The following is a 26391-nucleotide window of genomic DNA, read 5'->3' as shown; positions in this document are numbered from 1 at the left end:
GAGACCAAGAGCAGCGAGACCAAGAAAGGACCCGCCCGTGACCCTCACCGGCATGATGCTGATCGGCGCCGAGAGCCACCGCGGCCGCAACGGCGAGATCCACGCCATCGACCCGTCCACCGGGGCGACGCTGGACCCCGCCTTCGGCGGCGGCGGGGCGGCGGAGGTGGACCGCGCCTGCCAGCTCGCCTGGGACGCCTTCGACCGCTTCCGCGAAACCGCACCGGAGGACCGCGCCGTCTTCCTGGAGGCGGTCGCCCGCAACATCCTCGACCTCGGCGACTCCCTCATCGTCCGCGCCATGGCCGAAAGCGGTCTGCCGCGCGCCCGGCTGGAGGGGGAGCGGGGCCGCACCGTCGGCCAGCTCCGCCTGTTCGCCGCGGTGGTGCGCGAGGGCAGCTGGCTCGGCGCCCGCATCGACCCGCCCCAGCCGGAGCGCGCGCCCCTGCCCCGCCCCGACCTGCGCCAGCGCCGCATCCCGCTCGGCCCCGTGGCGGTGTTCGGCGCCAGCAACTTTCCGCTGGCCTTTTCGGTGGCCGGCGGCGACACCGCCTCGGCCTTCGCCGCCGGCTGCCCGGTGGTGGTCAAGGCCCACTCCGCCCATCCCGGCACGTCGGAGCTGGTCGGCCGCGCCGTCCAGGCCGCCGTCGCCGAATGCGGGCTGCCGGAGGGCGTCTTCTCGCTGATCTTCGGCGCCGGCTCGTCGGTGGGCACGGCGCTGGTCGCCGACCCGCGCATCAAGGCGGTCGGCTTCACCGGGTCGCGCCGCGGCGGCGTCGCGCTGATGGAGGTGGCGGCCAAGCGTCCGGAACCGATCCCCGTCTACGCGGAGATGAGCAGCATCAACCCGGTCTTCCTGCTGCCGGCGGCGCTCGCCGCGCGGGCGGAGGCGCTGGGCAAGAGCTTCGTCGCCTCGCTGACCCTGGGCGCCGGGCAGTTCTGCACCAACCCCGGCATCCTGTTGGGCGTCGACGGGCCGGACCTCGACCGCTTCGTGGCGGCCGCCGTGGAGGCGCTGGGCGGCAGCGCGGCGCCGACCATGCTGACCCCGGGCATCCACGCCGCCTTCGACGCCGGGGTGGCGGCCCTGTCCGGCAACGCCCGCGTGGCGACGCTGGCCCGCGGGCTGGACGGCGATGGCCCCAACCGGTGCCGGGCGGCGCTGTTCGCCACGACCGCCGACGCCTTCCTCGACGATCCGGCCCTGCGGGAGGAGGTGTTCGGCGCCGCCTCGCTGCTCATCCGCTGCCCGGATCTGGACTCCTTGCGCGCGGTGGCGGAACGGCTGGACGGCCAGCTCACCGCGACGCTTCAGATGGACGCGGCGGACACCGGAGCGGCGGCGGTCCTGCTGCCGACGCTGGAGCGCAAGGCCGGCCGCATCCTGGCGAACGGCTGGCCGACGGGCGTCGAGGTCTGCCACGCCATGGTGCATGGCGGCCCCTTCCCGGCCACGTCGGACGGCCGCACGACCTCGGTCGGCACGGCGGCCATCGAGCGGTTCCTGCGGCCCGTCTGCTACCAGGACATCCCGGCCGAACTGTTGCCTGAGGCCCTGCGCGACGGCAACCCGCTGGGGCTGTGGCGCCGGGTCGACGGAGCGTTGGGCCGGCACTGAACCCCGACCACCGGCCCGCATACTCTGGTATGGTTCCCGGATTGCGGGCCAATCCAACCAAAAAAGACAGCAAACGAACAAATTCAGAGGAGGACGCAGCATGAAGCCGTTTCTGAGCGCAATCACGGGCATCACCCCGATCCTGGCCGGCGGGCTCGCCGCCGCCCTGGCGCTGGGCACCGCGTCGGTCGCCCTGGCCCAATCGTCGGGCAAGACGGTGGTGACCTTCGCTGCGTCCCACTTCGCCGAGGTCGGCCGCGGCGACCGGCTGAAGGCCTGGGTGGAGAAGTTCAACCAGTCCCAGCCCGACATCGAGGTAAAGCCGGTCACCATCCCCTTCTCCTCCTTCGCCACCACCATCTTCACGCAGATGGGCGGCAACGGCGGCCCCGACGTGATCCGCTTCGACCTGCCGGAATTTTACGCCGCGGTGGCCGCCAAGTCGGTCCTGCCGATCGACGACATCGTGAAGGACGGTGCCCACAACTTCACCGCCGCCGACCAGTACATGAAGGTCGAGGGCAAGCGCTACGGCTTCGCCTTCGACACCGCCAACTACGCGATGGTCTACAACGCCGCGCTGCTGCCCAACGGCACGCCGCCCAAGACCTTCGAGGAGTTCGTGAAGCTCGGCAAGGAGGCGACGAAGGACGGCAACTACGGCTTCGCCTTCCGCGCCACGATGGCCGAGCGCGGCGGCGTCTGGTACGACCTGACCAACTTCGTCTACGGCTTCGGCGGGCGCTGGTCCAAGCCGGACGGCACGCCGACCTTCAACAGCCCGGAGGTCGTGGCGGGTGTCGCCGCCTACAAGACCGTCTATGACGCCGGCATGATCCCCAAGGGCACCGACGCCGCCACCTACCGGCGGATGTTCTGGGAAGGCAAGGTCGCCATGGAGATCGACAACGGCGGCGTCGCCACCATCCTGACCTCGCAGGGCAAGGCGCACCCCATCGCCGCCGCCCCGTCGCCCTTCCCGCACAAGGAGCAGGGCATGATCCTGGCTCCGGTGACCATCAACGCCAACACCAAGGTGAAGGACGCCGCCGGCAAGTTCCTGCAATGGGCGCTCCAGCCCCAGCAGCAGCAGGAACTCCAGACCCTTCTCGGTGCGGCCAACGTCGCGACGACGGTGGAGCGCACGCCGGAGGAGCTTCAGGCCATGCCCTGGCTGAAGGTCTACGACGCGCAGACCCCGAACAGCGTCCCCGCCCTGCCGCAGGGGCTTGAGACCAAGGCGCCGGAGATCCAGCAGATCATCGTCCAGCAGCTCCTCAAGGTGCTCCAGGGCGGCGTCGCCCCGCAGACCGCCATGGACGAGGCGCAGCGCCTGATCACCGCCCGCGTGCTCGCCCAGAAGTAACGCCTTCATCGGCGGCGCCCCGGCGCCGCCGGTCCCAACTCCGGATACCGCATCATGATGAGCAGGACCGTGAGCCAGCCCAGGGCCGCCGCGCGGCGCGCGCCGATCGACCATGGCCGCTGGGTTCCCGCGCTCTTCGTCGCCCCGGTGGCGCTCTATCTCCTGGTCTTCCAGGGCTACCCGCTGGTGCAGGAATTCCTGCTCAGCGTCACCTCCACCTCGCTGCTCTCGCCCGGCCAGCAGACCTACGTCGGGCTCGACAATTACCGCGAGCTTGTCTTCGACCCGGAGTTCCATCAGGTCCTGCGCGTCACCGCGGTCTACACGCTGGTCTGCGTGGTCGCCTCCATCGGGCTCGGCCTGCTGGCGGCGCTGCTGCTCGACGGCACCTTCCGGGGGCGCGGCATCGCCCGCGCGCTGGTCACCATTCCGTGGGCCGCCCCGCCGGTCGCCGCGGCGCTGATCTTCGTGTGGATGTTCAACGCGCAGTACGGCCTGTTCAGCCACCTCGCCCAGTTCCTCGGCTTCGCCGACGGCGGGGTGAACTGGCTGGACGAGCCGTCCTTCGCCCTGCCGGCCATCCTGATCACCACGATCTGGCAGATCTTCCCCTTCTCCTCCGTCGTCATCCTGGCCGCCCTCCAGGGTGTGCCGTCGGAGCTGCGCGAGGCGGCGGTGATCGACGGGGCCGACCGGCTCAGCATCTTCCGCGCCGTCACCTGGCCGACCATCCGCCCGTCGGTGGCCCTGCTGACCCTGCTCATCACCGTGTGGTCGCTGCGCCGCTTCGACGTGATCTGGCTGATGACCCAGGGCGGCCCGCTGGGCGAGACCAACACGCTGGTCATCGACCTCTACCGCCGCGCCTTCGTCTACCTCGACCTCGGCCGGGCGGCGGCGGTCGGCATCATCGGGCTGGTCGTCGCGATCCTGGTGACGCTGGTCTACTTCTGGCTGTCGACGCGGGCGGAAAAGGCCGCCGGAAAGCGGTGATGTCATGAAACACAATTCCACGGCCCGCACGCTCGCCGTCCTGGTCCTCCTCGGGGTGGCGGCCTTCCCGCTCTACTGGATGCTGGTGACCTCGCTCACCCCGTCGGAGCGGCTGTTCGACGACACGCCGAACCTGCTGCCGACGCTGTCGCAGATCGGCACCTACGCCGCCGCCTTCACCGAGACCTCGCTGCGCCAGTGGCTGGTCAACAGCCTGATCGTCGCGGTCGGAACCACGGTGCTGAGCATCCTTTTGTCGGTGCTGCCGGCCTACGCGCTGTCGCGGCTGACCTTCAACGGCAAGCTGCTGCTCGGCTTCGCGCTGTTCATGACGCAGATGCTGCCGGAAGCGATGCTGGTGGTGCCGCTCTACGACATCTTCACCAAGCTGTCGCTGCTCAACACGCTGCTCGGCCTGATCCTGGCCAACACGGCCTTCACGGTGCCGGTGGTGACCTGGATTCTGAAGGGCGCCATCGACGGCGTGCCCTCGGAGATCGAGGAGGCCGCAAGGGTGGACGGCTGCTCCCGCCTCGGCATCGTGCTGGCGGTGGTGGTTCCGCTGATCGCGCCGACGCTGGCGGCGGCGGCGGTGATCGCCTTCTTCCACGGCTGGAACGAGTATGTCTTCGCCCAGACCTTCATCAGCGACGACGCCCTGCGCACCGCCTCGGTCGGCCTCGCCAGCTTCGTGGGCGAGCTGAGCACCCCGGTGCACACGGTCATGGCGGTCGGCTTCATCTACACGCTGCCGGCGGTCGTCTTCTACCTGTTCGTCCAACGCTACGTGGTCGCCGGCATGACGACCGGCGGCGTCAAGGGCTGACCGTGGGCCGATCCCGCCCCCCTTGCACCGACACGCCCGAGAGATAAAAGGGAAAAGCCCATGGCTATCAAACTGCAGAACGTCACGAAGTCCTTCGGTTCCCTGACCGTGATCGACAACGTGAGCCTGGAGGCCGGCGACGACGAATTCCTGGTGCTGCTCGGCCCGTCGGGCTGCGGCAAGTCCACCATCCTGCGCATGATCGCGGGGCTTGAGACGGTGACCAGCGGCGAGATCCATCTCGGCGGCAAGCGGGTGGACGAGCTGCCGCCCAGCGACCGCGACATGGCCTTCGTCTTCCAGTCCTACGCGCTCTACCCGCACATGACGGTGCGGCGGAACATCGCCTTCCCGCTGATCATGCGGCAGTTCCGCTGGTGGTTCCACGTCCCCTTCATCGGCGACTATTTCAAGCGCCGCATCGAGAACTCGCCGGAGGTGCGCGAGCTGGTGGAACGCACCGCCGACACGCTGGCCCTGACCAAGGTGCTGGACCGCCACCCGCGCACCCTGTCGGGCGGCCAGCGCCAGCGCGTGGCGCTCGGCCGCGCCATGGTGCGCGAGCCGTCGGCCTTCCTGATGGATGAGCCGCTGTCGAACCTCGACGCCAAGCTGCGCACCGCAATGCGGGCGGAGATCACCCAGCTCCACCAGCGGGTCGGCGGCAACTTCGTCTATGTCACCCACGACCAGATCGAGGCGATGACCATGGGCACCCGCATCGCGTTGATGCGCGACGGGCACCTCCAGCAGTACGGCACCCCGCGCGAGATCTACGAGAAGCCGGCCAACACCTACGTCGCCCGCTTCATCGGCACGCCGCCCATGAACCTGATCGACGCCGAGGTCGAGGGCATGACCGTGCGCATCGGCAACAGCGTCCTGCCGCTGCCCGACAAGGCCGAACGCCCGGGCGGCAGCAGCCGCATGAAGATCTGGCTGGGCCTGCGCCCCGGCGCGCTCGCCATCGTGCCGCCGGGCCAGGGCAAGAGCCTGCCGGGCACCGTCACCCTGGTCGAGCATGTGGGGGCGGAATCGCTGATCTCGGTGAAGCTGTCCGGCGTCCACACCGCCCACGACGACGACGGCGGCCTGACCGACGAGGTGATGGTCTCCGTCCCCGGCTACAGCGAGCTGCGCGTCGGCGAGGCGGTCGGGATCGACTGCCTGCTGAAGGACTTCTCGCTGTTCGAAAAGGACAGCGGCCTCCGCGTTGGCGGACGGGCGGCGGAGGATTTCCTGGCCGGGGGACGCGTCGGCACCATCCGCACGGCCTCCTGACGCGATCCGTACGGACGGCGCCGCGCAGCCACCCCAGGGTTGGGTTGGCGGGTGCGGCGCCGTTTCCGAACACCACTTTTTAGAAAGGCACCTCCGCCTCTTTCACAACCAAAGTCTCAAATGTGTCAATAATCGACAATTTGCTTCCGCATGAGCCAAAATTCATGCAGTAACCATCCCCGCCCTGCGGGGATTTCGTTGTTGTGTGACCGCCGATCCAAGAAGAATTAACTTCCGATCGGCCAAAAGACCGGCAGCGTTCAGAATTTCTTTAACAAATCACTTTGTTATTGGCCTTCCCGATACGCGACCGCCGCGATGGCGAGAGGGCCACTATGCCGGACACCCTGGACGCTACCGCCCCGCTCCTGACCATCCCCGATGCCCTGGCGTCCGAAGCGGCGGCGGTGCTGCTGGGCGGCGATCCCGGCGCGCTGAAGGCCGTGCAGGAGAAGCTGGCGGCGGCGCTGACCGGACAGGGCCTGCCGGAAGGCGCCGCGGGCAGCGTGGCGGACGGCTGGATGCGCGACGTCGCGGCGGGGGTCGGCGCCAGCGCCACGCCCGATGACGCGATCGCCCAGGCGAGCCGGATCGCCGCCGGCACCGCGGCGCGCATGGCGGAAGCCGCCCAGGAAACCGCGGCGCTGACCGGGGAGCAGCGCTTGGCCGTCGCCCTGGCCCAGGGACAGGGAATCGGGCCGGGTGGCGCGAACGATCCCAAGGCGGCGTCCGACCTGTCGGCCGCTCTGTTCAGCGGGGTGATGGACCCGGCGGCCCGCCCGGCGGGGGCCGCCGATCCGATCGCCGCCCTGTCGCAGGCCTTGACCGCTCCCCCCACCGCCCCGGCGATGCCGGACGCCGTTCCCGTCTCGCCGTCCGACAAGCTCGCCGCGGCGCTCGCCTCCGGCGTGGGGGTGCAGGACGCGGTGACGGCGCTCGGCCCCGGATCGGGCGGTCACTTCGCCGAAGCGCTGGAGCACGCCCTGTCCAGCGGCGCCGACGCCGCCGGCGCCATTGCCGAGGCTCAGGCGTTGAGTGCCGCCGGCGCGGTCCAGACCAATTCCGTCGCAGTCGAACAGACCGACGGCGCGCGCCTGCTCGGCGCCCTCGCTGCCGGAAAGACGGACGGCGCAAGCGGCGCGCTGGCGGGCAACCCAGCCTTCACCAGCGTCCTGAACGACGCGCTGGCGCAGGGCGCGCCACCCGACGCGGCGCTCGGCGCCTCGGCCCGGGCGCAGACGGACATGGCGGCCCGGCAGGAGGCCGCCGCCGTGCCGGCGAAGCCGGCGGACGCGCTGGTCGCCTCGCTGTCGTCCGGCCAGAATGTGGCGGCCACCGTCAAGACCTTCGCCGCCGCCGCCGGGCTCGACGGCGCGGCGGCCGGCGGCTTCGGCGAGGCGCTGGGGCGGGCCCTGTCCAGCGGTCAGGAGATGTCCGGCGCGCTGGGATCGGCGCAGCAGACCGTGTCCACCACGCTGGCCCTGTCCGCCGAAACCGCAAAGGGCGTCAAGAGCGACGGGCTGATCGCGGCGCTCGCCAGCGGGCAGAACGTCCAGCAGGCGGTGCAGGCGCTCGGCGGCTCCGGCGCCGCCTTCAACGCCGCGCTCGGGCAGGCTCTGGCGGACGGGCGTGCCCCCGGATCGGCGCTCGCCGCCGCCCGCCAAGCGGCGGAGACGGTGCAGCAGAACGCCCAGGGCAGCGAAGTTCCCGTTTCCGCCGAGAACAAGGCGCTGGCCGATCTCGCCAACCCGCCGCCCGCAGGAGAGGCGGCCAAGGACGGCGCCAAAGGAGACGGCGACAAGGGCGGCGGGGAGAAATCCGCCGAGCAGGTCGCCGAAGCCCCGGCCGAGGGCAAGGAGGGCGGCAAGGACGAGGGCGGCGAGAAAGACGGCGCCAAAGAGGAAGGCGCCAAGGAGGACGGGGCCAAGGAGGACGCGAAGGGCGAAGCCGCCGATAAGACCGCCGACGCGTCCTCGGCGGAGGGCGAGGCGCCTCCGGCCGCGGCCAAATCCAGCATGGGAAGCGAACCCGCGCTGAAGCCGATCAGCTTCGACGCGGCCGGAACCGCCAAGAGCGCCGACACCGCCGCGCCGAGCGCCACCGCCCCCGCGCCAACCACCAGCGCCCCGCCCGCCTCCCCGGCGGTCACCAAGGCGCTGACCAGCGACCCCTTCGCCGTCGCCGCGCAAATCCAGCAGCAGGTCGCCCGCGCCATCGAGGCGGCCGCCGCCACCCTGCCCGCGGCGGTGCCGCCGGTGGCGGCCCCCACCCTCTCGGCCGGCTTCGACGCGGCGGCCTTCGCGAAGGCCCTGGCGATCGCCGAGGGCACCGCGGCCCCGGCCGGTTTCGCCGTCTTCCACCTGATCGAGGCGATGTTCCGGCCCGGCGAGGCCGGCAGCCGCGTGATCGGCGTCGCCGTGGTGGCGAACCCGGACTCCCCGTTCGGCGTCTGGCAGTACAGCGTGGACGGCAGCGTGTGGCAGGCGGTGGGCACGGTCGGCGACGGGGCGGCCCTCGTTCTTCCGGACAGCGCCCTGCTGCGCTTCCTGCCGGCCGCCAACTGGAACGGCACCGCACCGTCGCTCGGGCTGCGGGCGGTGAACGGCGAATGGGCCGAGGGCTTCAGCGGCGCCGAGCACCGGCTGTTCACGCTGGACGGCGTCGGCGGCACCACCCCGCTGTCGGGGGACGTCGCTCCCTTGACGCTGGAGGTGACCCCGGTGAACGGCGCCCCGGTGGCGACCGGCGCGCAGGCGGTCCTCGCCGCCGTCGCCGAAGACACCGCAAACCCGGCGGGCGCCGGCGTCGCGTCGCTGTTCGGCGGGCTGTTCTCCGACCCCACCGACGCGGTGTTCGGCTCCGCCGGCAACGGCTTCGCCGGCGTGGCGGTGGTCGGCAACGCGGCGACCGCCGGGCAGGGCGTCTGGCAATATTGGACCGGTTCCGCCTGGACCGCCGTGGGCGAGGTCGCAGAGGGAACGGCGCTGATCCTCGCCGCCGACGCCAAGCTGCGCTTCCTGCCGGCGGCCAACTGGAACGGCACCACCCCGGCCCTGACCGTCCGGCTGATCGAGGACGGCGGTGCGTCCGTTGTCACCGGTGGCCGCGTCGACCTGACGACCGGCGTCGGCGGCATCACCGTTTACAGCACCGGCACCATCGCCCTGACCGGGACCGTCACCCCGGTCAACGACGCGCCGGTCGCGATCGGAACGACGACGCTTCTGCCGGCGGTCGCCGAAGACGCCGCCGATCCGTCCGGCGCCACCGTCTCCACCCTGTTCGCCCACCTGTTCTCCGATCCGGCGGACGCCGTGGCGGGCGGCTCCGCCGCCAACGGCTTCGCCGGCGTGGCGGTGATCGCCAACGGTGCGGACACCGCCCAGGGGCAATGGCAATACTGGACCGGCACGGCCTGGACCGCCGTGGGAACGGTGTCGAATGGCAACGCCCTGCTGCTGTCCGCCGACACCAAGCTGCGCTTCCTGCCCGCCGCCGACTGGAACGGCGTGCCGCCAAGCCTGGTGGTTCGCCTGATCGACGATTCGCAAGGGTCGGTCACCAGCGGCGAGCGGGCGGACGTGACGGGTGCCGGCGGCGACAGCCGCTACAGCCTGGGCACCATCGCCCTGACCACCGGCGTTGAGGCGGTCAACGACGCTCCGGTGGCGACCGGCACGACGGCCACCCTGCCGACCATCGCCGAGGACATCGCCAACCCGGCGGGTGCCACCGTCTCCGCCCTGTTCGGTCACCTGTTCTCCGACGCCGCCGACGCGGTCAGCGGCGGCTCGGCGGCCAATGGCTTCGCCGGCGTGGTGGTGGTCGGCAACGCCGCCACCGTGGGGCAAGGAACGTGGCAGTACTGGACGGGCACCACCTGGGCCGGCATCGGCGCTGCGAGCGACGCCAACGGGCTGCTGTTGGCCGCCAACACGGCGCTGCGCTTCGTTCCCGCCGCCAACTGGAACGGCATCACCCCGGCCCTGACCGTCAGGCTGATCGAGGACGGCGGCGCGCCCATTGTCACCGGAAACCGCGTCGACCTGACCGGTGGCGTCGGCGGCAGCACGGTCTACAGCGCCGGGACCATCGCGCTGACCGGAACCGTCACCCCCATCAACGACGCGCCGGTCGCCACCGGAACGACCGCCACCCTGCCGATGATCGCCGAAGACGCCGTCAACCCGGCGGGTGCCACCGTTACCAGCCTGTTCGCCCACCTGTTCTCCGACGCGACGGACGCCGTGAGCGGCGGTTCCGCCGCCAACGGTTTCGCCGGGATCGCCATCGTCGGCAACGCGGCGACCTCGCAAGGCGTCTGGCAATACTGGACCGGCACGGGCTGGACCGCCGTGGGCGCCGCCTCGGACGGCAACGCCCTGCTGCTGGCCGCCAACACGGCGTTGCGCTTCGTTCCCGCGGCCAACTGGAACGGCACCACCCCGGCTTTGACCGTCCGGCTGATCGACGACTCCCAAGGGGCCGTGACCAGCGGTGGGCGGGTCGCCCTGGCGAGCGTGGGCGGCGACAGCCGCTACAGCGCCGGCACCGTCGCCCTGACCACCACGGTCAGCGCGGTCAACGACGCCCCCGTGGCGACGGGCACGGCGGCCATCTTGACGCCCATCGCGGAGGACACCGCCAACCCCACGGGCACCACCGTCTCCAGCCTGTTCGGTCCTCTCTTCTCCGACGCCGCCGACGCGGTGGGCGGCGGATCGGCGGCCGACACGCTGGCCGGCGTGGTGGTGGTCGGCAACGCCGCCACCGCGGCGCAAGGAGCATGGCAGTACTGGACCGGAAGCGGCTGGACCGACATCGGCGCAATCGGCGGCGGCAACGGCCTGCTGCTGGCGGCGAACACGGCGCTGCGCTTCGTTCCCGCCGCCAACTGGAACGGCACCACCCCGGCCCTCACCGTCCGACTGGTCGACACGTCGCAAGGCCCGATCGCCAGCGGCGAGCGGATCGACGCGACGAGCGTCGGCGGAGACAGCCGTTTCAGCGCCGGGACCATCACGCTGACGGGCACCGTCACCTCCGTCAACGATGCCCCGGTGGCAACGGGCACGGCGGCCACACTGCCGACCATCGCCGAGGACACCGCCAATCCGACGGGCACCAGCGTCACCGCCCTGTTCGGCCATCTGTTCTCCGACCCGGCGGACGCGGTGGGCGGCGGCTCCTCCGCCAACGGCTTCGCCGGCGTCGCCATCGTCGGCAACGCGGCGACCGCCGGACAGGGCGTCTGGCAGTACTGGTCCGGTTCCGCCTGGATCACCGTGGGCGCGGTGGCCGAGGGGGCGGCGCTGGTCGTCGCCGCCAACGCGCTGCTGCGCTTCGTTCCCGCCACCGACTGGAACGGCACCACCCCGGCCTTGACCGTCCGGCTGATCGAGGACGGCGGCGCGCCCGTCGTCACCGGCGGCCGCGTCGACCTGACGGCGGGCGTCGGCGGCAGCACCGTCTACAGCGCCGACACCATCGCCCTGACCGGAGCCGTCACCCCCGTCAACGACGCGCCGCAGATCACCGCCGGCACGGCGGCGCTGGCGACGGTGAAGGGCGTGGCCGTGGCGGTCACCGGCCTGTCGCTGTCCGACGTCGACGCCGGCGCGCTGCCGATGCTGGTGACGCTGAGCGCCGGCCACGGCACGCTGACCCTGGCCGATGCCGGGTGGGACGCCGTCATCACCGGCAACGGAACGGACACCGTCACCGTCCGTGCGACGCTCGCCACCATCAACGGGCTGCTCGGCGCCGCCAACGGGCTCCTCTACACGGCCAGTTCCTACACCGGGGCCGACGCCATCCGGATCGTCGTGAACGATCTCGGCAACGGCGGGGCCGGCGGGCCGCTGACCGCGACCGCCTCCATCGGAGTCACCGTGGCGCCGCCGAACGCCTCCCCCATCCTGATCGACACCAACCTCGACGTGACCGTGGCGGCGGAGGCCCTGGCCGCCCCCACCGCGGGAGCGGTCGGCTTCGCGGTGTCCAAGCTGGTCGGGCTGAACGGCAGCGGCCCGGCGAACGTCACCGACGCAGACGCGGGCGCCCTCACCGGCATCGCCCTGACCGGCGCCAACGAGAGCTATGGCCGCTGGTGGTTCTCCACCGACAACGGCGCCAGCTGGAGCCTCGTCGGCGCGGTCAACGACAGCGATTCCGCCCTTCTGCTGCGTGCCACCGACCGGCTCTACTTCCAGCCCGACGCCGCGGTGCCGGCCACCGTCAACGGCGCCCTGACCATCCGCGCCTGGGACCAGACCACCGGCAGCGCCGGGTCCAAGGTCGCCGTCACCCTCGGCGCCGGCAGCGCCTTCTCCGCCGCGACGGACACCGTCACCCTGCATCCCGGCGTGCTGATCCCCAACGGCTCCTTCGACAAGGGGCTGACCGGCTGGAACTACACCGGCGGCGCCACGGTGGGCGCCACGGGCGACGGGCATGAGGGCACCCTGACCTCCGCGGGCGGGCGGTCGCCGACGCAGTTGGAGGACTTCCTCGGCCTCGCCCACGGCTCCATCGCCACGGCGACCGGGACCATTCCCTCCTTCGGCAACGCGATGAAGCTGGCCAGCACCGTCACCGTGACGAAGGACACGACGCTGACCTTCGACTGGACCTTCATCTTCTCCGACCCCGGCTATCACGACTTCGCCTTCGTCAGCGTCAACGGCGTGGTCACGCTGCTCGCCAAGGACGCGAGCGCCAGCGGCAAGTTCAGCGTGGTGATCGCGGCCAACAGCACCCTGTCGCTGGGATTCGGCACCTCCGACACCAGCGATAACAGCGTCAACCCGATCCTGCGCGTCGACAACATCAAGCTGACCTCCGTCGCCAGCGACCCCATCGTGCTGGACATGGGCGGTGACGGGCTGGCCCTGCGGGCGCTGACCGACGGCGTCCTGTTCGACGTCAGCGGCGACGGCGTGGCCGACCGGACCGGCTGGGTCGGCAAGGGCAACGCCCTTCTGGTGCGCGACGACAACCACAACGGGCGCATCGACGACGGGCGCGAACTGGTGTCGGAGCATTTCGGAGCCGGCTCGAGCGGTGGCGGCTTCAACAGCAGCCTGGAGGCGCTCGCCTCGCTCGACAGCAATCGTGACGGGCGGTTGGACGCCGCCGACGAGAGCTTCGCCACGCTCCAGGTCTGGCAGGACGCCGACGGCGACGGGGTGAGCCAGCCGGGCGAGCTGCGCACGCTGGCTGACGCCGGAATCCTCTCCATCGCCACCACGGCGACCCCAACGGACACGACGCTTGCCGGCAACCAGATCCTCGGCACCACCAGCATGACCATGGCCGACGGCAGCAGCCGCCTGGTGGCCGGCGTCACCTTCGACGCGCAGGCCACCGCCGCGGCGCAGCTGCACAGCCAGCCGCTGGCCGCGTTGCCGCAGGCCGATCACGGGCGCTTCGACTACGCAGCGCTTCTCTCCTCCGGCCTGGGCCTGCCGGACACCGTTCCGGTTGTGCAAAACGGCCTGGATGCGCACAACGGCGATTGGGCCATGACCGCCCACACCGCCGACACACACCACGCCACAACCCACGCCTCGACGATTGTGCCGGTCGCAGAAAATTCATGAGCGACTGACAGAATTCGACGCATTTTTAGGTATTTGGATACTGTTTTGTCCTAAATGAGTATGAGAGTTCTCGACTAAGATCATCATCGCTGTAGGCCGAAGAGCCTAGACATGCGGCGATCTCCAGGACCCTCATGCACAAGTTTTGTCTTATCGCCACGGTTGCGCTTCCGCTCCTGACCGGAGCCTCACAACCTTCGGTTGCGTCTCCGCGCGACGAGGTGGTGGCGCTGATCGGCAAGGCAACGGAGACCCACGACCGCCTGCGTGGGGCGGAGGCCGCTGCAGACGGGGCCCGCAACGCCCTGCGGGTCAGCCATGGCGGCTGGTTCCCGACGCTGAGCCTGTCGGCCAACGGCGGGCGTGAGAGCACGACCAAGCCGGCCGGCCTGCCCAACACGGACATGAACGCCTCGCAGTTTTCGGCGCGGGCGACGCAGCTGATCTGGGACTTCGACGCGACCAACGCCGACATCCGGCGCGCCCAGGTGACGCTGGTCCGCGCCGACATCGCGGTGGAGCGCACCCGGCAGGAGCTGCTGGTGGAGGGCCTCACCGCCTACGCCAGCCTCGTCCGCGCCCACCAGCTCCTCGCCTTCGCGCGCCAGTCCGAGGACAACATCCGCCGCCAGACCGGGCTGGAGGAGGTGCGGCTTCAGGAGGGCTTCGGCTTCTCCACCGACGTTCTCCAAGCCAAGAGCCAGCTCGCCGGCGCCCAGGCGCGCCGCGTCGCGGCGGAGGAGGCGACGCAGAACGCGCAGAGCCGCTTCCAGGCCTTCTTCGGCCATGTCCCCTTCCAGGTGAGCAACGCCCAGGTCCTGGCGATGACGCGCGCCGGCCTGCCCGTCTCGATGGACGCGGCGGTGGAGGAGGCGCGCCGCCACAACCCGCGCCTTCAGGAGCTGGCCCTGACCGCCGCCGCGGCGCAGGAGGCGGTGACCTCGGTGCGCGGCCGCACCCTCTACCCGCGGATCGACGGCTTCGTGGAACACAACATCAAGCGCGACGTCGCCGGCCAGTCCGGGCGGCAGAACGAGCTGCTGTTCAAGCTCCAGGTCACCTTTTCGCTGAACACCGGCCTGACCGCGCTCAACAGCATCCGGCTGGCCGAGGCCGACCTGCGGGCCGCCGACGCCACCTGGGCCGACCAGGAGCGCACGGTGCTGGAGACCGTCCGCAACAGCTGGAACCGCCTGGAAAGCGCCCGCGCCCAAGTCCAGTTGCTGAACGATCAGGCGAGCCTCGCCGCCGGCTTCCTCGACGTGGCGCGGTCGGAACGAGAGCTGGGCACCCGGTCGCTGATCGACATCCTGTCGGGCGAGACGACGCTGATCAACGCGCGCAGCGACGCCGCCGCGGCGGAGACGGAGCTGGTGCTGGCCGGCTACCGCCTGCTCGCCGCCATGGGCCGGCTGAACGCCGCCGACATCCAGACCAAGCCGATGCCGAAGCTGGCCCCGATGGGCCGCGGCGCCTTCCGCGATATGGGCCGGCGCGGCACGGGAGAGCAACGATGAGCGGCGGCGCCCTTGGGCTTCTCGCCCTGCGGCTGCGCGCCAACCTGCGGCTGACCGCCCGCGTCTTTGCGGCGTCGCTGGCGGCGAACCTGCTCGGGCTGGCCTCGTCCTTCTACACGATGCTGGTGCTGAACCGCTACGTGACGCACGGCGTCGATTCGACGCTGGCGGCGCTGACCGTCGGCGTCGTGCTGTCCATCGCCTTCGAGCATCTGTTCCGCCACGTCCGGCTGGGCATCGCCGGGCGCATCGGGCGGGCCGAGCACGAGCGTCTGACCACCGGGGCCTTCGGCATCCTGATGACCGCGCGCAGCGGCGCCGGATCGGCGGAGGGCGACGCGGCCCGGCGCGAGGCGTTGCGGGCGCCGGAGCAGATCGACTCCGCGCTCGGCTCCGCCAACCTCGCGACTCTGTTCGACCTGCCCTTCGCGCTCGGCTTCATCCTGGTGGTGGCGCTGATCTCCTGGCCGCTGGCGGCGATCTGCCTCGTCTTCACGCTGCTGGCCATCGCCGCCGGGCTGCTCGCCCAGGCGGACATGCGGGCGGTCGGGCGCGACCTCGCCCAAGCCGGCGCCGACGCCCAGGGGCTGGTCACCACCGCCATCGTCGGGCGCGACGCGGTCGCCCTGTTCGGCGGCGCCAAGCCGCTCCTCGGCGACTGGCAGCGCGCGGCCAAGGCCCTGCGCGTGGTCCGCGAGCGCATGTCGATGCGCCAGGGCCGCGCCCAGTCGGCGGCGCAGAGCCTCCAGGCGCTCCAGGGCGTGGCGGTGATCGCGACCGGCGCCGTCCTGGTGGTGCGCGGCGAGCTGGACGTCGGGTCGCTGATCGGCATCAACCTGCTGGTCGGCCGCGCGCTGGCCCCCTTCACCCGGCTGGCCCAGATCGGCGAGTCCCTGGCGATGGCCCGGCAGGCGCAGGCGCGGCTGGAGCAGTTCGCCCGCACCGCGGTCGAGCCGACCGGCGGCACCAGCCTGCCCCGCTACGCCGGCACGCTGGAACTGCGCGACCTGACCTTCACCCCGCCGGGCGGCGTCACTCCGCTGCTGCGCCGGCTGACCCTGTCGGTGCCCGCCGGCAACATCCTGGTGCTGAAGGGCCGCAACGGCTCCGGCAAATCGACGCTGATCCGCCTGATCGCCGGGCTGGCCGACCCGCAGGAGGGCGCGGTGCTGGCCGACGGGGTGGACATCCGCAAGTTCGCCCCCTCCTGGTGGCGCCAGCAGATCGGGCTGCTGCCGCAGGAGCCGGTGTTCCTCAACCGGACGATCCGCGAGAACCTGCTGCTCGCCAACCCGCGCCTGTCGGAGACGGAGCTTCACGCCATCCTGCACCGCGCCGGGGCCGACCGCACGGTGGCCGACTGCGCCCAGGGCCTTGACACGCCGCTGCGCAACTTCGGCCACGAGCTGCCGACCGGCCACCGCCGCCGGCTGGCGCTGGCCCGCGCCCTGGCGGTCGGCGGTCGGCTGATCCTGCTCGACGAGCCGACCGACGGGCTGGACTCCGAGGGAACCGCCACCGTCTACCGCACGCTGATCGAGCTGGCGCGCAGCGGCCACACGGTGATCATCGCCTCCCACGACCCGCGCATCCTCCAGGGTGCCTCCCTGGTGCTCGACCTTGACCAACCGAACAGCACGGCCGCCGTCCGCGAGCCGGTGGGGCTGGTGACGCCGTGAAGCCGCTCCCCCTGCTGATCCGCAAGCCCGCCGCCGGCGCGGCCGCAACGGCACCGGTCACCCTGGCCGGCGCCGTCACCGTCACCGATGAAACCGAAAGCCGCTTCGGCGACGGCCTGTTCGTCGTCAGCATCGCCGCTTTCCTCGCCGCGCTCGGCTGGGCGGCCATCGCCGAGCTGAACGTCTCCAGCAGCGCGCCCGGCGACGTGGTGCCGCTGTCCTACAACCAGTCGGTCCAGCATTTCGAGGGCGGCATCGTCCGCGACATCCTGGTGCAGGAAGGCGATTCGGTCACCGCCGGCCAAGTGTTGGTCGAACTGGACCAGACCAAGATCCGCGCCGATCTGGAGGAGCTGAAGCTGCGCCTCGGCTCGCTGTCCGCCGACACCGCGCGGCTGGAGGCGGAGGTCGGGCGCCGCGAGGCCATCGCCTTCCCCGAGCGGCTGCTGCGCGAGCGGCCCGATCTGGTGGCGCAGACCCGCGACCTGTTCCGCGCCCGCCGCGACCGGCTGGCCTCCGACCTCGACATCCAGCGCCAGGACATCGCGCAGCGCGAGCAGCAGGTGGCCGCCGTGCGGGCGCGCATCGGCGGCTCGCAGGTGGCGCAAGGGCTGATCCGCGAACAGCTGTCCATCAGCGAGACCCTGCTGAAGCGCGAGATCACCAACCGCATGAAGCATCTGGAGCTGCTGCGCGACGACGCCCGCGTCAGCAGCGCCATCGCCGAGGACCGCGCCACCCTGGCCCAGGCCGAGGCGGCGCTGGCCGAGGCGCGCAGCAAGCTGGTGTGGATCGGCCGCAAGTACGAGGAAGAGAGCCGCAACGCCCTCGACGAGGCGCGGCGCAACCACGACGAACTGTCGCAGCGCCTGACCCGCTACCAGGACAGCCTGGACCGCAGCAGCCTGCGCGCGCCCATGGACGGCATCGTCAAGACGCTGGCCGTCTCGACCAAGGGCGCCGTGGTCAAGGCCGGCGAGACCGTGGTGGAGCTGGTGCCGCGCGACGGCAAGCTGGTGGTGGACGCCCGCCTGCCGGTGCAGGACATCGGCTATGTCCGCCCCGACCAGCCGGTGGTGGTGACGCTCGCCGGCGGCGACGCCTCGCGCTTCGGCCACATCGAGGGGCGGGTGCGGACGATCAGCCCGGACACGCTGCTCGACGCCAACAAGCAGTCCTACTACAAGGTCCGCGTCGAGCTGCCGGTGACCCGTTTCGACTACGGCGGCAAGACCTACGAGCTGTTCCCCGGCGTGCGCGTGACCTGCAGCATCCTGACCGGGCGGCGCACCATCCTCGACTATGTGTTCTCGCCGGTCCTCAACGGCCTCCAGCACGCGATGCAGGAGCAATGAGGATGGGCACCCCTTTCCCCGCGTCCATTCCCCTCTCCCGTCCCGGGAGAGGGAGGGACCCGCGCGAAGCGCGGGAGGGTGAGGGTCGTCCAACGGCGCGACCACCCGATCCTTGCATTCACCCTCACCCTTCCCGCTTCGCGGGCCCCTTCCCTCTCCCGGGACGGGAGAGGGAAACGACCGCTGACCGCCCGAGGCCCACCCCATGCTGAGCTCGCTCCAGCCCCGCTCCCGGCCGCCGCTGCGCTGGTCGCACCTGACCAAGAAGGCGCGCTTCGCGCTGATCCTGGCGGCGGCGATGCTCGTCACCGTGCTGGTCTCCCTGGTCGTCCGCGCCGGCTTCCTCGGCGACAGCGCGCGCGAGCCGCTGACCGTCGCCGTCGTCGGGCCGCTCAGCGGGCCGGACGCGGCGCTCGGGCTGGCGCTGCGCAAGGGGGCGGCGCTGCGCGCCGACACCATCAACGCGGCGGGCGGCATCGCCGGACGCCCGGTGGTGGTCAAGCCCTTCGACGACGAGGGCGACAAGGGCAAGTCGCTGGAGATCGCCCGGCGCGTCTCCAACGATCCCTCCATCCTCGCGGTGATCGGCCACACGCCGGACGCCACCGACAGCGCGACGGCGATCTACGCCCAGCGGCAGATCCCGCTGATCGCCCCGCGCCCGCTGGTCCGCCCGGCCGACGCCGCGCCCAGCCCCTGGCTGTTCAGCATCACGCTGGACCGCACGCACGAGACGCGCTTCCTCGCCAACTACGTGCGCAACGTGGTGGGCGAGCCGACCGTCGCCATCGTGCGCGAGGACAGCGAGCAGGCCGCGTCGCAGGCCGGCCAGTTCGACGCGATCCTCCAGCGCTTCGGCACCAAGCTGGTCGGCCAGTGGACCTTCGCGCCGGGCCGCGGCGGTGCGTCCGCCCTGCCGGCGCTTGCCCAGGCGGTGAAGGAGAAGATGCCGACCGGCGCCGTCGTCGTCATCGGCTCGGCGGTGGACAGCGCGCGGGTGGTGGTGGCGCTGCGCGACGCCGGGGTGCGCAACCTGATCGCCGGCAGCTCGGAGATGGCCTCCTCGGCCTTCCGCACCGAGATCGTCGCCCAGGCGCAGGCCAACCCCAAGGCGCTGACTCCAGAGGCCTACGGCCACGGCCTGCTGGTGTCCTCGCCCGTGCTGTTCGACACGGCGAACGAGCGGGCGCAGCGCTTCTACGGCCAGTATGTGAAGCGCTTCAACGCGGTGCCCGACTGGGCGGCGGCACTGGGCGCCGACGGCGTCGACCTGATCGCCGGCTCCATCGCCAAGACGAACACCGCCGCCGGTAAGCCGGACGGCGAGGCGCTGCGCCGCGCCATCGCCGATCATGACCGCGCCGAGACCGCCTTCCAGGGCACGGTCGGCACCTGGACCTTCGACAGTCGCGGCCAGGCGACCCTGCCGGTGATGATGGCCTCCTACAACGGCCTGAACCCGGTGGCGGCGCTGACCCAGCTCCAGCCGATCCGCGAGGCCGGAGTCTCCAACTTCCTGGAGGAGGTCACCAAGGGCCGGGCGCTCTACGTCAACGACCGCTTCATGTACAAGACGGACGTCATCTACACCGGCGTCCAGCTCCACGAGATCCGCGACCTGAACCCGGACGCCAACGAGGCGACGCTGAACCTGACGATCTGGTTCCGCTACCGCGGCGCCTTCAACCCGGCGGACGTCGTCTTCACCAACGCGGTCAAGCCGGTCGAGCTGGGCAAGCCCTACCGCGAGGAGCGCGGCGAGGTCACCACCTACGTCGCCTACCGGATCGAGGGGCGCTTCGCCCTGAACGTCTTCGACCAGCGCCCGCCCTACGGCAGCCAGACGGTCGGCGTCAGCTTCCGCCACCGGACGCAGAACCGCAACACGGTGATGTTCGTCACCGACGTTCTGGGCATGTCGCTGGTCGACACCAACGACTTCGTGGAGAAGCTGAAGGCGATGGCCGCGGCGGAGACCGCGTCCGCCGCCGATCCGGGCCTCGCCGACCGCTTCCGCCGCGCGCTGGAGGGCGAGAGCGAGAGCTCCACCCTGCTCGACCAGCTCCGCGCCAAGCGGGTGCTGGCGCCGTCGCCCGGCTGGCGGCTGGCGCGCGCCTGGATCTCGCAGGACGTCGCCTCGGTCGGCAGCGAGGGCGATCCGAACTATGTCGGTTTCGGGCGCCCGCAGCCGGACTTCTCGCGCGTCGACTTCGGCGTGGTCGCGGCACCGGACTCCCCGGCGGCGCGCGACTTCATCCACCGCGACTTCTTCGTCTACATCGCCATCTTCAGCGCCGTCCTGGCGGTCTTCGCCGCCGTCATGGACCGCCGCGACCGCGGCCAGTTCTGGAAGATCCAGACGCTGTTCATGCGCATCCTGTCCTGGCCGCTGCTGCTGATGTCCGTCGGCAACATCGTGCTGGACCAGGCGGTGGCGACGCTGCCGCCGAGCGGGATCGCCATGGTGGTGAACGGCGTCAACGTGCTGTGGTGGATCGTGCCGGCCATCCTGGTCGACCGCACGCTGGAGCGCTTCGTCTGGACCCCGCTGGAGATCCGCACCCAGCGCAAGATCCCCGGCATCGTTCGCCGCTTCTCCACGCTGATCGTCTTCGGCTTCGCCGGCTGCGGCATCATCGCCTTCGTGCTGAAGCAGCCGATCACCAGCCTGCTCGCCGCCTCCGGCCTCGTCGGCATGGTCATCGGCCTCGCCATCCAGGCCAACATCGCCAACGTCTTCTCCGGCATCGTGCTGAACATCGAGCGGCCGTTCCAGATCGGCGACAGCATCCAGATCACCGATCTGGTGCGCGGCGTCGTGGTCGACATGACGTGGCGCACGGTGCGCATCCGCAACGTCGCCGGCTTCATCGTCGCCATGCCCAACGCCAAGGTGTCGGAGGCGACCGTCGTCAATTTCAGCGCGGTCGACCGGGTGTCGATGAAGCTCGAATACTACGCCGACGCCCGCCACGACCCCGGCCGGATGGGCGGCCTGCTGACCACCGCCCTGCAGAACGCCGACAAGGTGCTGCCCAGCGCCACCGGCGGCCCGGCCTTCGTCCGCTACGACGGCATCCGCGGCGTCAACGGCCAGTGGCTGTGCAAGTACAACCTGTTCTTCTGGGTCGAGGATTACGACGCCAGCTTCGTCGTTCCGGAGCTGGTCTGGCGGTCCGTCTACCGCACGCTGGCCGAGGCCGGCATCGAGCCGACCCCGCCCGACCTGATGGAGGCCGCCGGCCCCGCCGCGGTCGCCACCAACGCCCAGCGCCAGGCAATTCCGGTATGAGCAGGACCATTCCGATGATGCGAACCCTGATCGCCGCGACGGCGCTGCTGCCGGTCCTGCTCGCCGGGACGGGCTGCGCGCCGCTCGGCACCGAGCGCCCCGGCGCGATCCTGGAGAAGCTGGCCGACGGCGACTACGACGTCGGCATCCGCTACCCCGCCAAGCGCACCCGCTACGTGATGATCGTCGAGGAGGACGAGGACGGCTTCGTCGTCACCAACCGCCCCGCCGGCGCCCGCGAGGTGGACGCCGCCCCGGCTTCAACCCCGGTGGCGGCGCAGCCGCAGCGCAACGACCGCGTCCTCGCCCCCTGCGCCGAGGCGACCGGAAACTGGTACCGCCACACCCCGGCGGGCTACGTCTGCGTCGGTCGGTCGACACCCGGCGGCGGAGGCTGACATGAAGCGCCTCGCCATGCTTCTCGCCCTGACGCTTGCCGGCTGCGCCGCCAGCGGACCCATGCCCAATGCGGGGCGCGCCGACGCGCCGGTGCTGCGCATCGTCGCCGAGCCCGACGCCAACGGACGCCGCCCGGTCGCGGTCGACGTGGTCCGGGTGGCTGACCCGGCTCTGGCCGGACGGCTGGCCGGGCTCGACGCCGCGGGCTGGTTCCGCGACCGCGAGGCGCTGAGCGCCGAGGTCGGCAACCGCATCGCCATCGCCTCCTGGGAGATGGTGCCGGGTCAGAGCGTGCTCCTGCACAGCCTGCCGCCCTTCGCGACACCCCCGACCCAAACCCTCGTCTTCGCGCGGTACGGCGCACCCGGCGCCCACCGGCAGACGCTGGACGGCGCCGGCGCCCTGGACGTGCGGCTGGGACGGGACAGCTTCACCGTGGCTCCGCTGACGGAGGGAACGCCGTGACTGCCCAACCCGCCCTGGCGCAAGCCAACCCGACGAAGGCGGCCCCCGTGGGGGCCAAGCCCGCCGGCACGCTGGCCCTGTTCCGCGCCTTCCAGGAGGATCTGCTCGCCGGCTGCGCCGACGCGCAGGCCCCGGCGGGGACGGTGGCCGACCGCCTGACCGCCACGCTCCACGGGATGAGCGGCGCCGCCGTCTCGCAGGGGCCGGGCGCGCACGGCACGGTGGTCAAGGCGGTCTTCGCCATGGCCATGCTGGCCGACCGGGCGCTGGCCCAGACGCGGCCCAGCGACGCCGTGGTGTCCAGCCGCCTGTTCGGCGCGAACGCCACCCTGCAGACCCTGTTCGTGCAGGCCGACGACCTGATCCGCCAGGGCGCCAAGGCCGACCGCGGGCTGGCCGCCGTCTATCTCGCCACGCTGGCGCTGGGCTTCCCCGACGACGCCCAGGCGACCGCCCGCCGCCCCGCCCTGCACCGCATCGTCGTCGGCGAGCGCGCCGCGGCCAGCCATCCCAGCCCGCGCGCCTGCGAGCCGACGGACGGCGCCGTGCCCGGGTACCTCGCGCCGTCCACGCGGCGCTGGTGGTGGGCGGTCAGCGGGACCGCCGTGCTGTTCCTCGTCGTCTCGCACCTGCTGTGGGCCGGCGCCGTCGGCGGCATTCAACGCGATCTGAGCGGCGCCCGCGCCGCGGTCGAGGACATGGGGCTGTCATGGTCCTACTGATGCTCACGCTGGAGCTGGTGCTCTCCACCATCGGCTCCGCCATCGTCTATCTGCTGTCCTTCGCCGTCACGCTGGCGCCCTACGCGCTGCTGGCGCTGCCGCTCTACATCTTCTACCGCCTCGGCCGGATGGTCTGGCCGAAGTTGCGCCGCTGGCGGCGCAAGCCCGCCGCCAAGGGTGCCGGGCAGAAGAAGGCGCCCGCGCGCCGGGCCGCCCCGCCGGCGCCGCTGCGAGTCCGCGCCGAGGCGCCGCCGCCGACGAAGGCCGCAGCCAACACGCCGCCCAACGCCCGCGTCTACGGCGAGGGGCTGGACATCCTGACGCGGCAGATGCGCGGCCCCCTGCGCCGCGGCGACATCCCGTGGTTCCTCGCCTTCGGCGTCGGCGGCCCGGCCCTGCTCGCCACCGACCCGACCCATGTCCGCTGGCCCGAGGACGGCAACGGCGAGAACGGCTGCTGGTGGTTCTGCGAGGGTGCGGCGATCCTGCACGCCGGCGCCGATTCCGCCGACGGCTCCCGGCTGGGCGCGTCCTGGCCGGCGCTGGTCGCTGCGATGCGCAAACGGCCGATGCGCCGCCCGCTGGACGGCATCCTGCTGATGGTCGGCGCTGATGAGCTGCGCGCCGCCGCCGAGCGCCCCGGACCGCGCGACGCGCTGGCCAAGCGGGGCGCCGCCCTGCGGGAGCGCCTGCGGACTCTGCGCGACGACCTCGGCGTGGTCGGCCCGGTGCATGTGGTCGTGGTCCGCGCCGAGTCCCTGGACGGCTTCACCGACCTCTGCGCCGCCATGCCCTCCGCCCTGCTGGACGGCGTGCTGGGATGGACCAACCCCCAGGACTGGGCGAAGCCCTTCGAGCCGCGCCGCATCGACGAGGCGTTCGAGGCCATCGCCGCCGACATCGCCGTTCTGGAGGCCGACGCCTTCGCCGCCGGCACCGCCGGGGTGCGGCTGCCGCTGCTGCCGGCATCCCTGGACACGCTGCGCCATCCGCTGGCGCTGTTCCTCGACGGCGCCCTGGGAGGCGACGACCAGGCGGAGCCCTTCCCGCTGCGCGGCATCGCCCTGACCGGCGCCTACGCCCCGGCCACCGGCGGGCGCCGCCCGGTCTTCGCCCGCAACCTGCTGCCCGGCCGCGCCTTCGCCGAGGCCGGCTACGGGCGGCCGTCCGACGCCGCCTACCAGCAGGCCCACAAGCGCCGCCGGATGGCCCAGGCCGCGCTCGCCGCCTCGGTCGCCGGCCTGTCGGTCGCCGCGTGGCAGGGCGTGTCCAGCGTGTCCGCCGGCAGCCCGCCGGTCGCCGCCGCCACCGCCGACCTGCGCCGGGCACTGCTGGCGCGCGACGCCGTCACCGACGGGGCTCTGGCCGGTCGGGTGATCGCCGCCACGGCGGTGATGGAGCGCAGTTCCCTCGCCACGCCGCTGCTCCCGACCTCGCTGTTCAGCACCTTCGACGAGGACAAGAAGCGGCTCGCCTCGGTCACGCTGCGCCGTTCGGTGCTGCGGCCGATCCGCGACGCCCTGCTGCCCAGCGCCACCATGGCCGACCTGCCGCCGGTCGCCAACCCGCAGCGGGTGGAGGATCTGCCCGCCTTCCGCCGGCTCGCCGAGCAGCTCGACCGCATCGGCGGGCGGCGCGACGCGCTGGAGCGCTACGACCGCTTCCGCCGCAACAGCGGATTCGACGAGCTGAACGCGCTGGCCGAGAGCGTCTACGGCGCCGTTCCCCGGTCGCCGCTGACGGCGACGGACGGCTACATCACCCGCATCGCCGCCGGCGCCGACCTGCCCAACCTCGACGCCCGGACCATCGCCGCGGCGGTGCGTGCGGAATCGGTGCAGCTCGCCGCCCCGCTGGCCGAGGAGCTGTACGGCCGCAACCCGCTCCGCCAGCGCGCGGAGGCCTTGGCCGAACGGCTGCGCGGCCTGCCGGAGACGCCGACCGCCGAGGATGTGGACGACGTCCGCCGCCTGACCGGGGCCGTCGCCGAGGCCGTTTCCTGGCCGATCGCCGGCGCCCTGCAGGAGCCCGCCCGCGGCCTGCCCGACGCGATCCGGGTGATCCTCCAGAAGGCCGCCATCGCCGACCTGCCGGGCCGCGACACCACCGACCGCATCACCGAGGCCCTGTCCACCGCCGCGACCGGCGCCCGCGCCGCCGTCCTGGCGCTCGACACGCCGCAGACCGGCCCCCTGTTCGCCGTCAGTGACGGCGGAGCCCTGGCCCTGAACCCGGCGGTGACCGCGCTGCCGGACGCCCTGGCCGCCGCCCTGCCCGCAGCGGTTCCCGACGCTCCGCCCGCCGAGGTTGCCAAGCCGGCCGAGCCAAAGCCCGCCGCGCCGAAGCCGGAGCCGCCAAAACCAGAGCCGGCCAAGCCGGTCGCGGCAGCCCCCCCGCCTCCCCCGCGCCCGGTCCCGTCGCCGGAACCCGCGGCTCCGCCGCCCGCCGTCGTGGAAGCGCCTGCCGTCGTCGCGCATCTGCCGACCCTGCCCAGAATGCCGGTGGAAGCCCCGGTCCCGGACAGCGACGTCGCCCTGTCGAAGCTGTCCAGCGCCTTCGCGCAAAGCCTCGCCGGACGCTTCCCCTTCGTCGGCTCCGAACAGGCGCGCGGCGCGCCGGACGCCGACCCGCAGGACGTCCGCCGCTTCTACCGGCAGTTGGACGAGCACCGGGCGGCGGTGATGCGGACCGCGACCCCCGAGGTCGCCGCCTTCATGGAGCGGATGGAAGCCGCCCGCCCGCTACTGGAGGCCATCGCGCGCCCGGCCCCCGTCAGCATCCGCCTCACCTACGGCGCCAACCGCGCGCAGGAGGTCGGGGCGGAGCACATCATCGACTGGTCGGTGCGCTCCGGCGCCAGCGCGGTAGGGGCTTCGGCCAACGGCGGGACGCTTGCCTGGACGCCGGGCCAGCCGGTCCTGCTGAGCGCCCGCTGGGCCGCCGGGTCGCCCTTCCGTCCGAAGGGTGCCGCGGCCGGCGGAACCGCCGCGGCGACCGGCGACACCATCACGCTGGCCGAGCGCGGACCGTGGGCGCTGCTGCGCCTGCTGAAGAGCCACGCCCCATCCTCGTCGCGGGACGGCCTGCTGCTGCGCGTCGCCCTGCCCACGCAGACCATTGAGGGACAGCCGGTGCGCGACACCGTCCTGGTGCTGGGCGCGGCGGTCAACGCGGGCGGGCGCAACGAGCTGTCGGCGCGCGCTCTCGACCTGCCGTCACGCTTCCCGCAGAGGTAGTGGAGGTCGATGCACAAAGAAAAGCTGATGATGAACTTTGT

14 protein-coding genes are annotated in these 26391 nt (G+C 72.1%); all 14 read left to right on the top strand.

The window, feature by feature from the left end:
• Positions 1–37 precede the first annotated feature (37 nt).
• The 14 genes from DS837_RS18600 (at position 38) to DS837_RS18530 (ending at position 26350) form a co-directional block, all read left to right on the top strand.
• The gene (locus DS837_RS18600; protein WP_149166127.1) at positions 38–1618 is read left to right on the top strand and encodes an aldehyde dehydrogenase (NADP(+)); all 1581 of its coding nucleotides are present in this window, start codon (positions 38–40) and stop codon (positions 1616–1618) included.
• A 100-nt stretch (positions 1619–1718) separates the two neighbouring features.
• A complete protein-coding gene (locus DS837_RS18595; protein WP_149166126.1) occupies positions 1719–2984 on the top strand; it encodes an ABC transporter substrate-binding protein in 1266 nt (421 codons plus the stop codon).
• Between the two features lie 54 nt (positions 2985–3038).
• Complete coding sequence (locus tag DS837_RS18590) at positions 3039–3977, top strand: carbohydrate ABC transporter permease (RefSeq protein ID WP_104675440.1); 939 nt, start codon at positions 3039–3041, stop codon at positions 3975–3977.
• 4 nt (positions 3978–3981) lie between these two features.
• Complete coding sequence (locus DS837_RS18585; RefSeq protein WP_035677626.1) at positions 3982–4803, top strand: carbohydrate ABC transporter permease; 822 nt, start codon at positions 3982–3984, stop codon at positions 4801–4803.
• A 60-nt stretch (positions 4804–4863) separates the two neighbouring features.
• Positions 4864–6084: an ABC transporter ATP-binding protein gene (locus tag DS837_RS33105; RefSeq protein ID WP_149166125.1), complete on the top strand. Its 1221-nt coding sequence runs from the start codon at positions 4864–4866 to the stop codon at positions 6082–6084.
• Between the two features lie 335 nt (positions 6085–6419).
• Positions 6420–13685: a hypothetical protein gene (locus DS837_RS32385; RefSeq protein ID WP_211102327.1), complete on the top strand. Its 7266-nt coding sequence runs from the start codon at positions 6420–6422 to the stop codon at positions 13683–13685.
• A gap of 224 nt (positions 13686–13909) precedes the next feature.
• Positions 13910–15202 (top strand): TolC family protein, encoded by a 1293-nt coding sequence (locus DS837_RS18565; RefSeq protein WP_247890016.1) that lies wholly within the window; start codon positions 13910–13912, stop codon positions 15200–15202.
• Positions 15199–16881: an ATP-binding cassette domain-containing protein gene (locus DS837_RS18560; protein ID WP_149166124.1), complete on the top strand. Its 1683-nt coding sequence runs from the start codon at positions 15199–15201 to the stop codon at positions 16879–16881. Before DS837_RS18565 ends, DS837_RS18560 begins: the two co-directional genes overlap by 4 nt.
• A complete protein-coding gene (locus tag DS837_RS18555) occupies positions 16878–18236 on the top strand; it encodes an HlyD family type I secretion periplasmic adaptor subunit (RefSeq protein ID WP_247890015.1) in 1359 nt (452 codons plus the stop codon). Before DS837_RS18560 ends, DS837_RS18555 begins: the two co-directional genes overlap by 4 nt.
• A 205-nt stretch (positions 18237–18441) precedes the next feature.
• Positions 18442–21528 (top strand): ABC transporter substrate-binding protein, encoded by a 3087-nt coding sequence (locus tag DS837_RS18550; RefSeq protein ID WP_149166123.1) that lies wholly within the window; start codon positions 18442–18444, stop codon positions 21526–21528.
• Between the two features lie 14 nt (positions 21529–21542).
• A complete protein-coding gene (locus DS837_RS18545; protein ID WP_149166122.1) occupies positions 21543–21926 on the top strand; it encodes a hypothetical protein in 384 nt (127 codons plus the stop codon).
• A gap of 1 nt (position 21927) precedes the next feature.
• Entirely contained in the window at positions 21928–22392 is a 465-nt protein-coding gene (locus DS837_RS18540; protein ID WP_149166121.1) for a hypothetical protein, read from the top strand.
• Positions 22389–23114: a hypothetical protein gene (locus DS837_RS18535; protein WP_149166120.1), complete on the top strand. Its 726-nt coding sequence runs from the start codon at positions 22389–22391 to the stop codon at positions 23112–23114. The genes DS837_RS18540 and DS837_RS18535 overlap by 4 nt, the downstream gene beginning before the upstream one ends.
• Positions 23102–26350, top strand: coding sequence for a type VI secretion system protein (locus DS837_RS18530; protein ID WP_247890014.1), 3249 nt, complete (start codon positions 23102–23104; stop codon positions 26348–26350). Before DS837_RS18535 ends, DS837_RS18530 begins: the two co-directional genes overlap by 13 nt.
• Positions 26351–26391 lie beyond the last annotated feature (41 nt).

Source organism: Azospirillum brasilense (assembly GCF_008365405.1).
In the GTDB taxonomy this organism is placed as follows: Bacteria; Pseudomonadota; Alphaproteobacteria; order Azospirillales; family Azospirillaceae; genus Azospirillum; species Azospirillum brasilense_D.
Note: the sequence above shows the minus strand (reverse complement) of the source record. Positions and strands in the feature narration are given on the sequence as shown.

Excerpts from the sequence above, each read along its gene's own strand:
- DS837_RS18550 (WP_149166123.1), top strand. The coding sequence starts at position 18,442 with ATGCTGAGCTCGCTCCAGCCCCGCTCCCGGCCGCCGCTGCGCTGGTCG.
- DS837_RS18585 (WP_035677626.1), top strand. The coding sequence starts at position 3,982 with ATGAAACACAATTCCACGGCCCGCACGCTCGCCGTCCTGGTCCTCCTC.
- DS837_RS18540 (WP_149166121.1), top strand. The coding sequence starts at position 21,928 with ATGAAGCGCCTCGCCATGCTTCTCGCCCTGACGCTTGCCGGCTGCGCC.
- DS837_RS18590 (WP_104675440.1), top strand. The coding sequence starts at position 3,039 with ATGATGAGCAGGACCGTGAGCCAGCCCAGGGCCGCCGCGCGGCGCGCG.
- DS837_RS33105 (WP_149166125.1), top strand. The coding sequence starts at position 4,864 with ATGGCTATCAAACTGCAGAACGTCACGAAGTCCTTCGGTTCCCTGACC.
- DS837_RS18595 (WP_149166126.1), top strand. The coding sequence starts at position 1,719 with ATGAAGCCGTTTCTGAGCGCAATCACGGGCATCACCCCGATCCTGGCC.
- DS837_RS32385 (WP_211102327.1), top strand. The coding sequence starts at position 6,420 with ATGCCGGACACCCTGGACGCTACCGCCCCGCTCCTGACCATCCCCGAT.
- DS837_RS18545 (WP_149166122.1), top strand. The coding sequence starts at position 21,543 with ATGATGCGAACCCTGATCGCCGCGACGGCGCTGCTGCCGGTCCTGCTC.
- DS837_RS18530 (WP_247890014.1), top strand. The coding sequence starts at position 23,102 with ATGGTCCTACTGATGCTCACGCTGGAGCTGGTGCTCTCCACCATCGGC.
- DS837_RS18560 (WP_149166124.1), top strand. The coding sequence starts at position 15,199 with ATGAGCGGCGGCGCCCTTGGGCTTCTCGCCCTGCGGCTGCGCGCCAAC.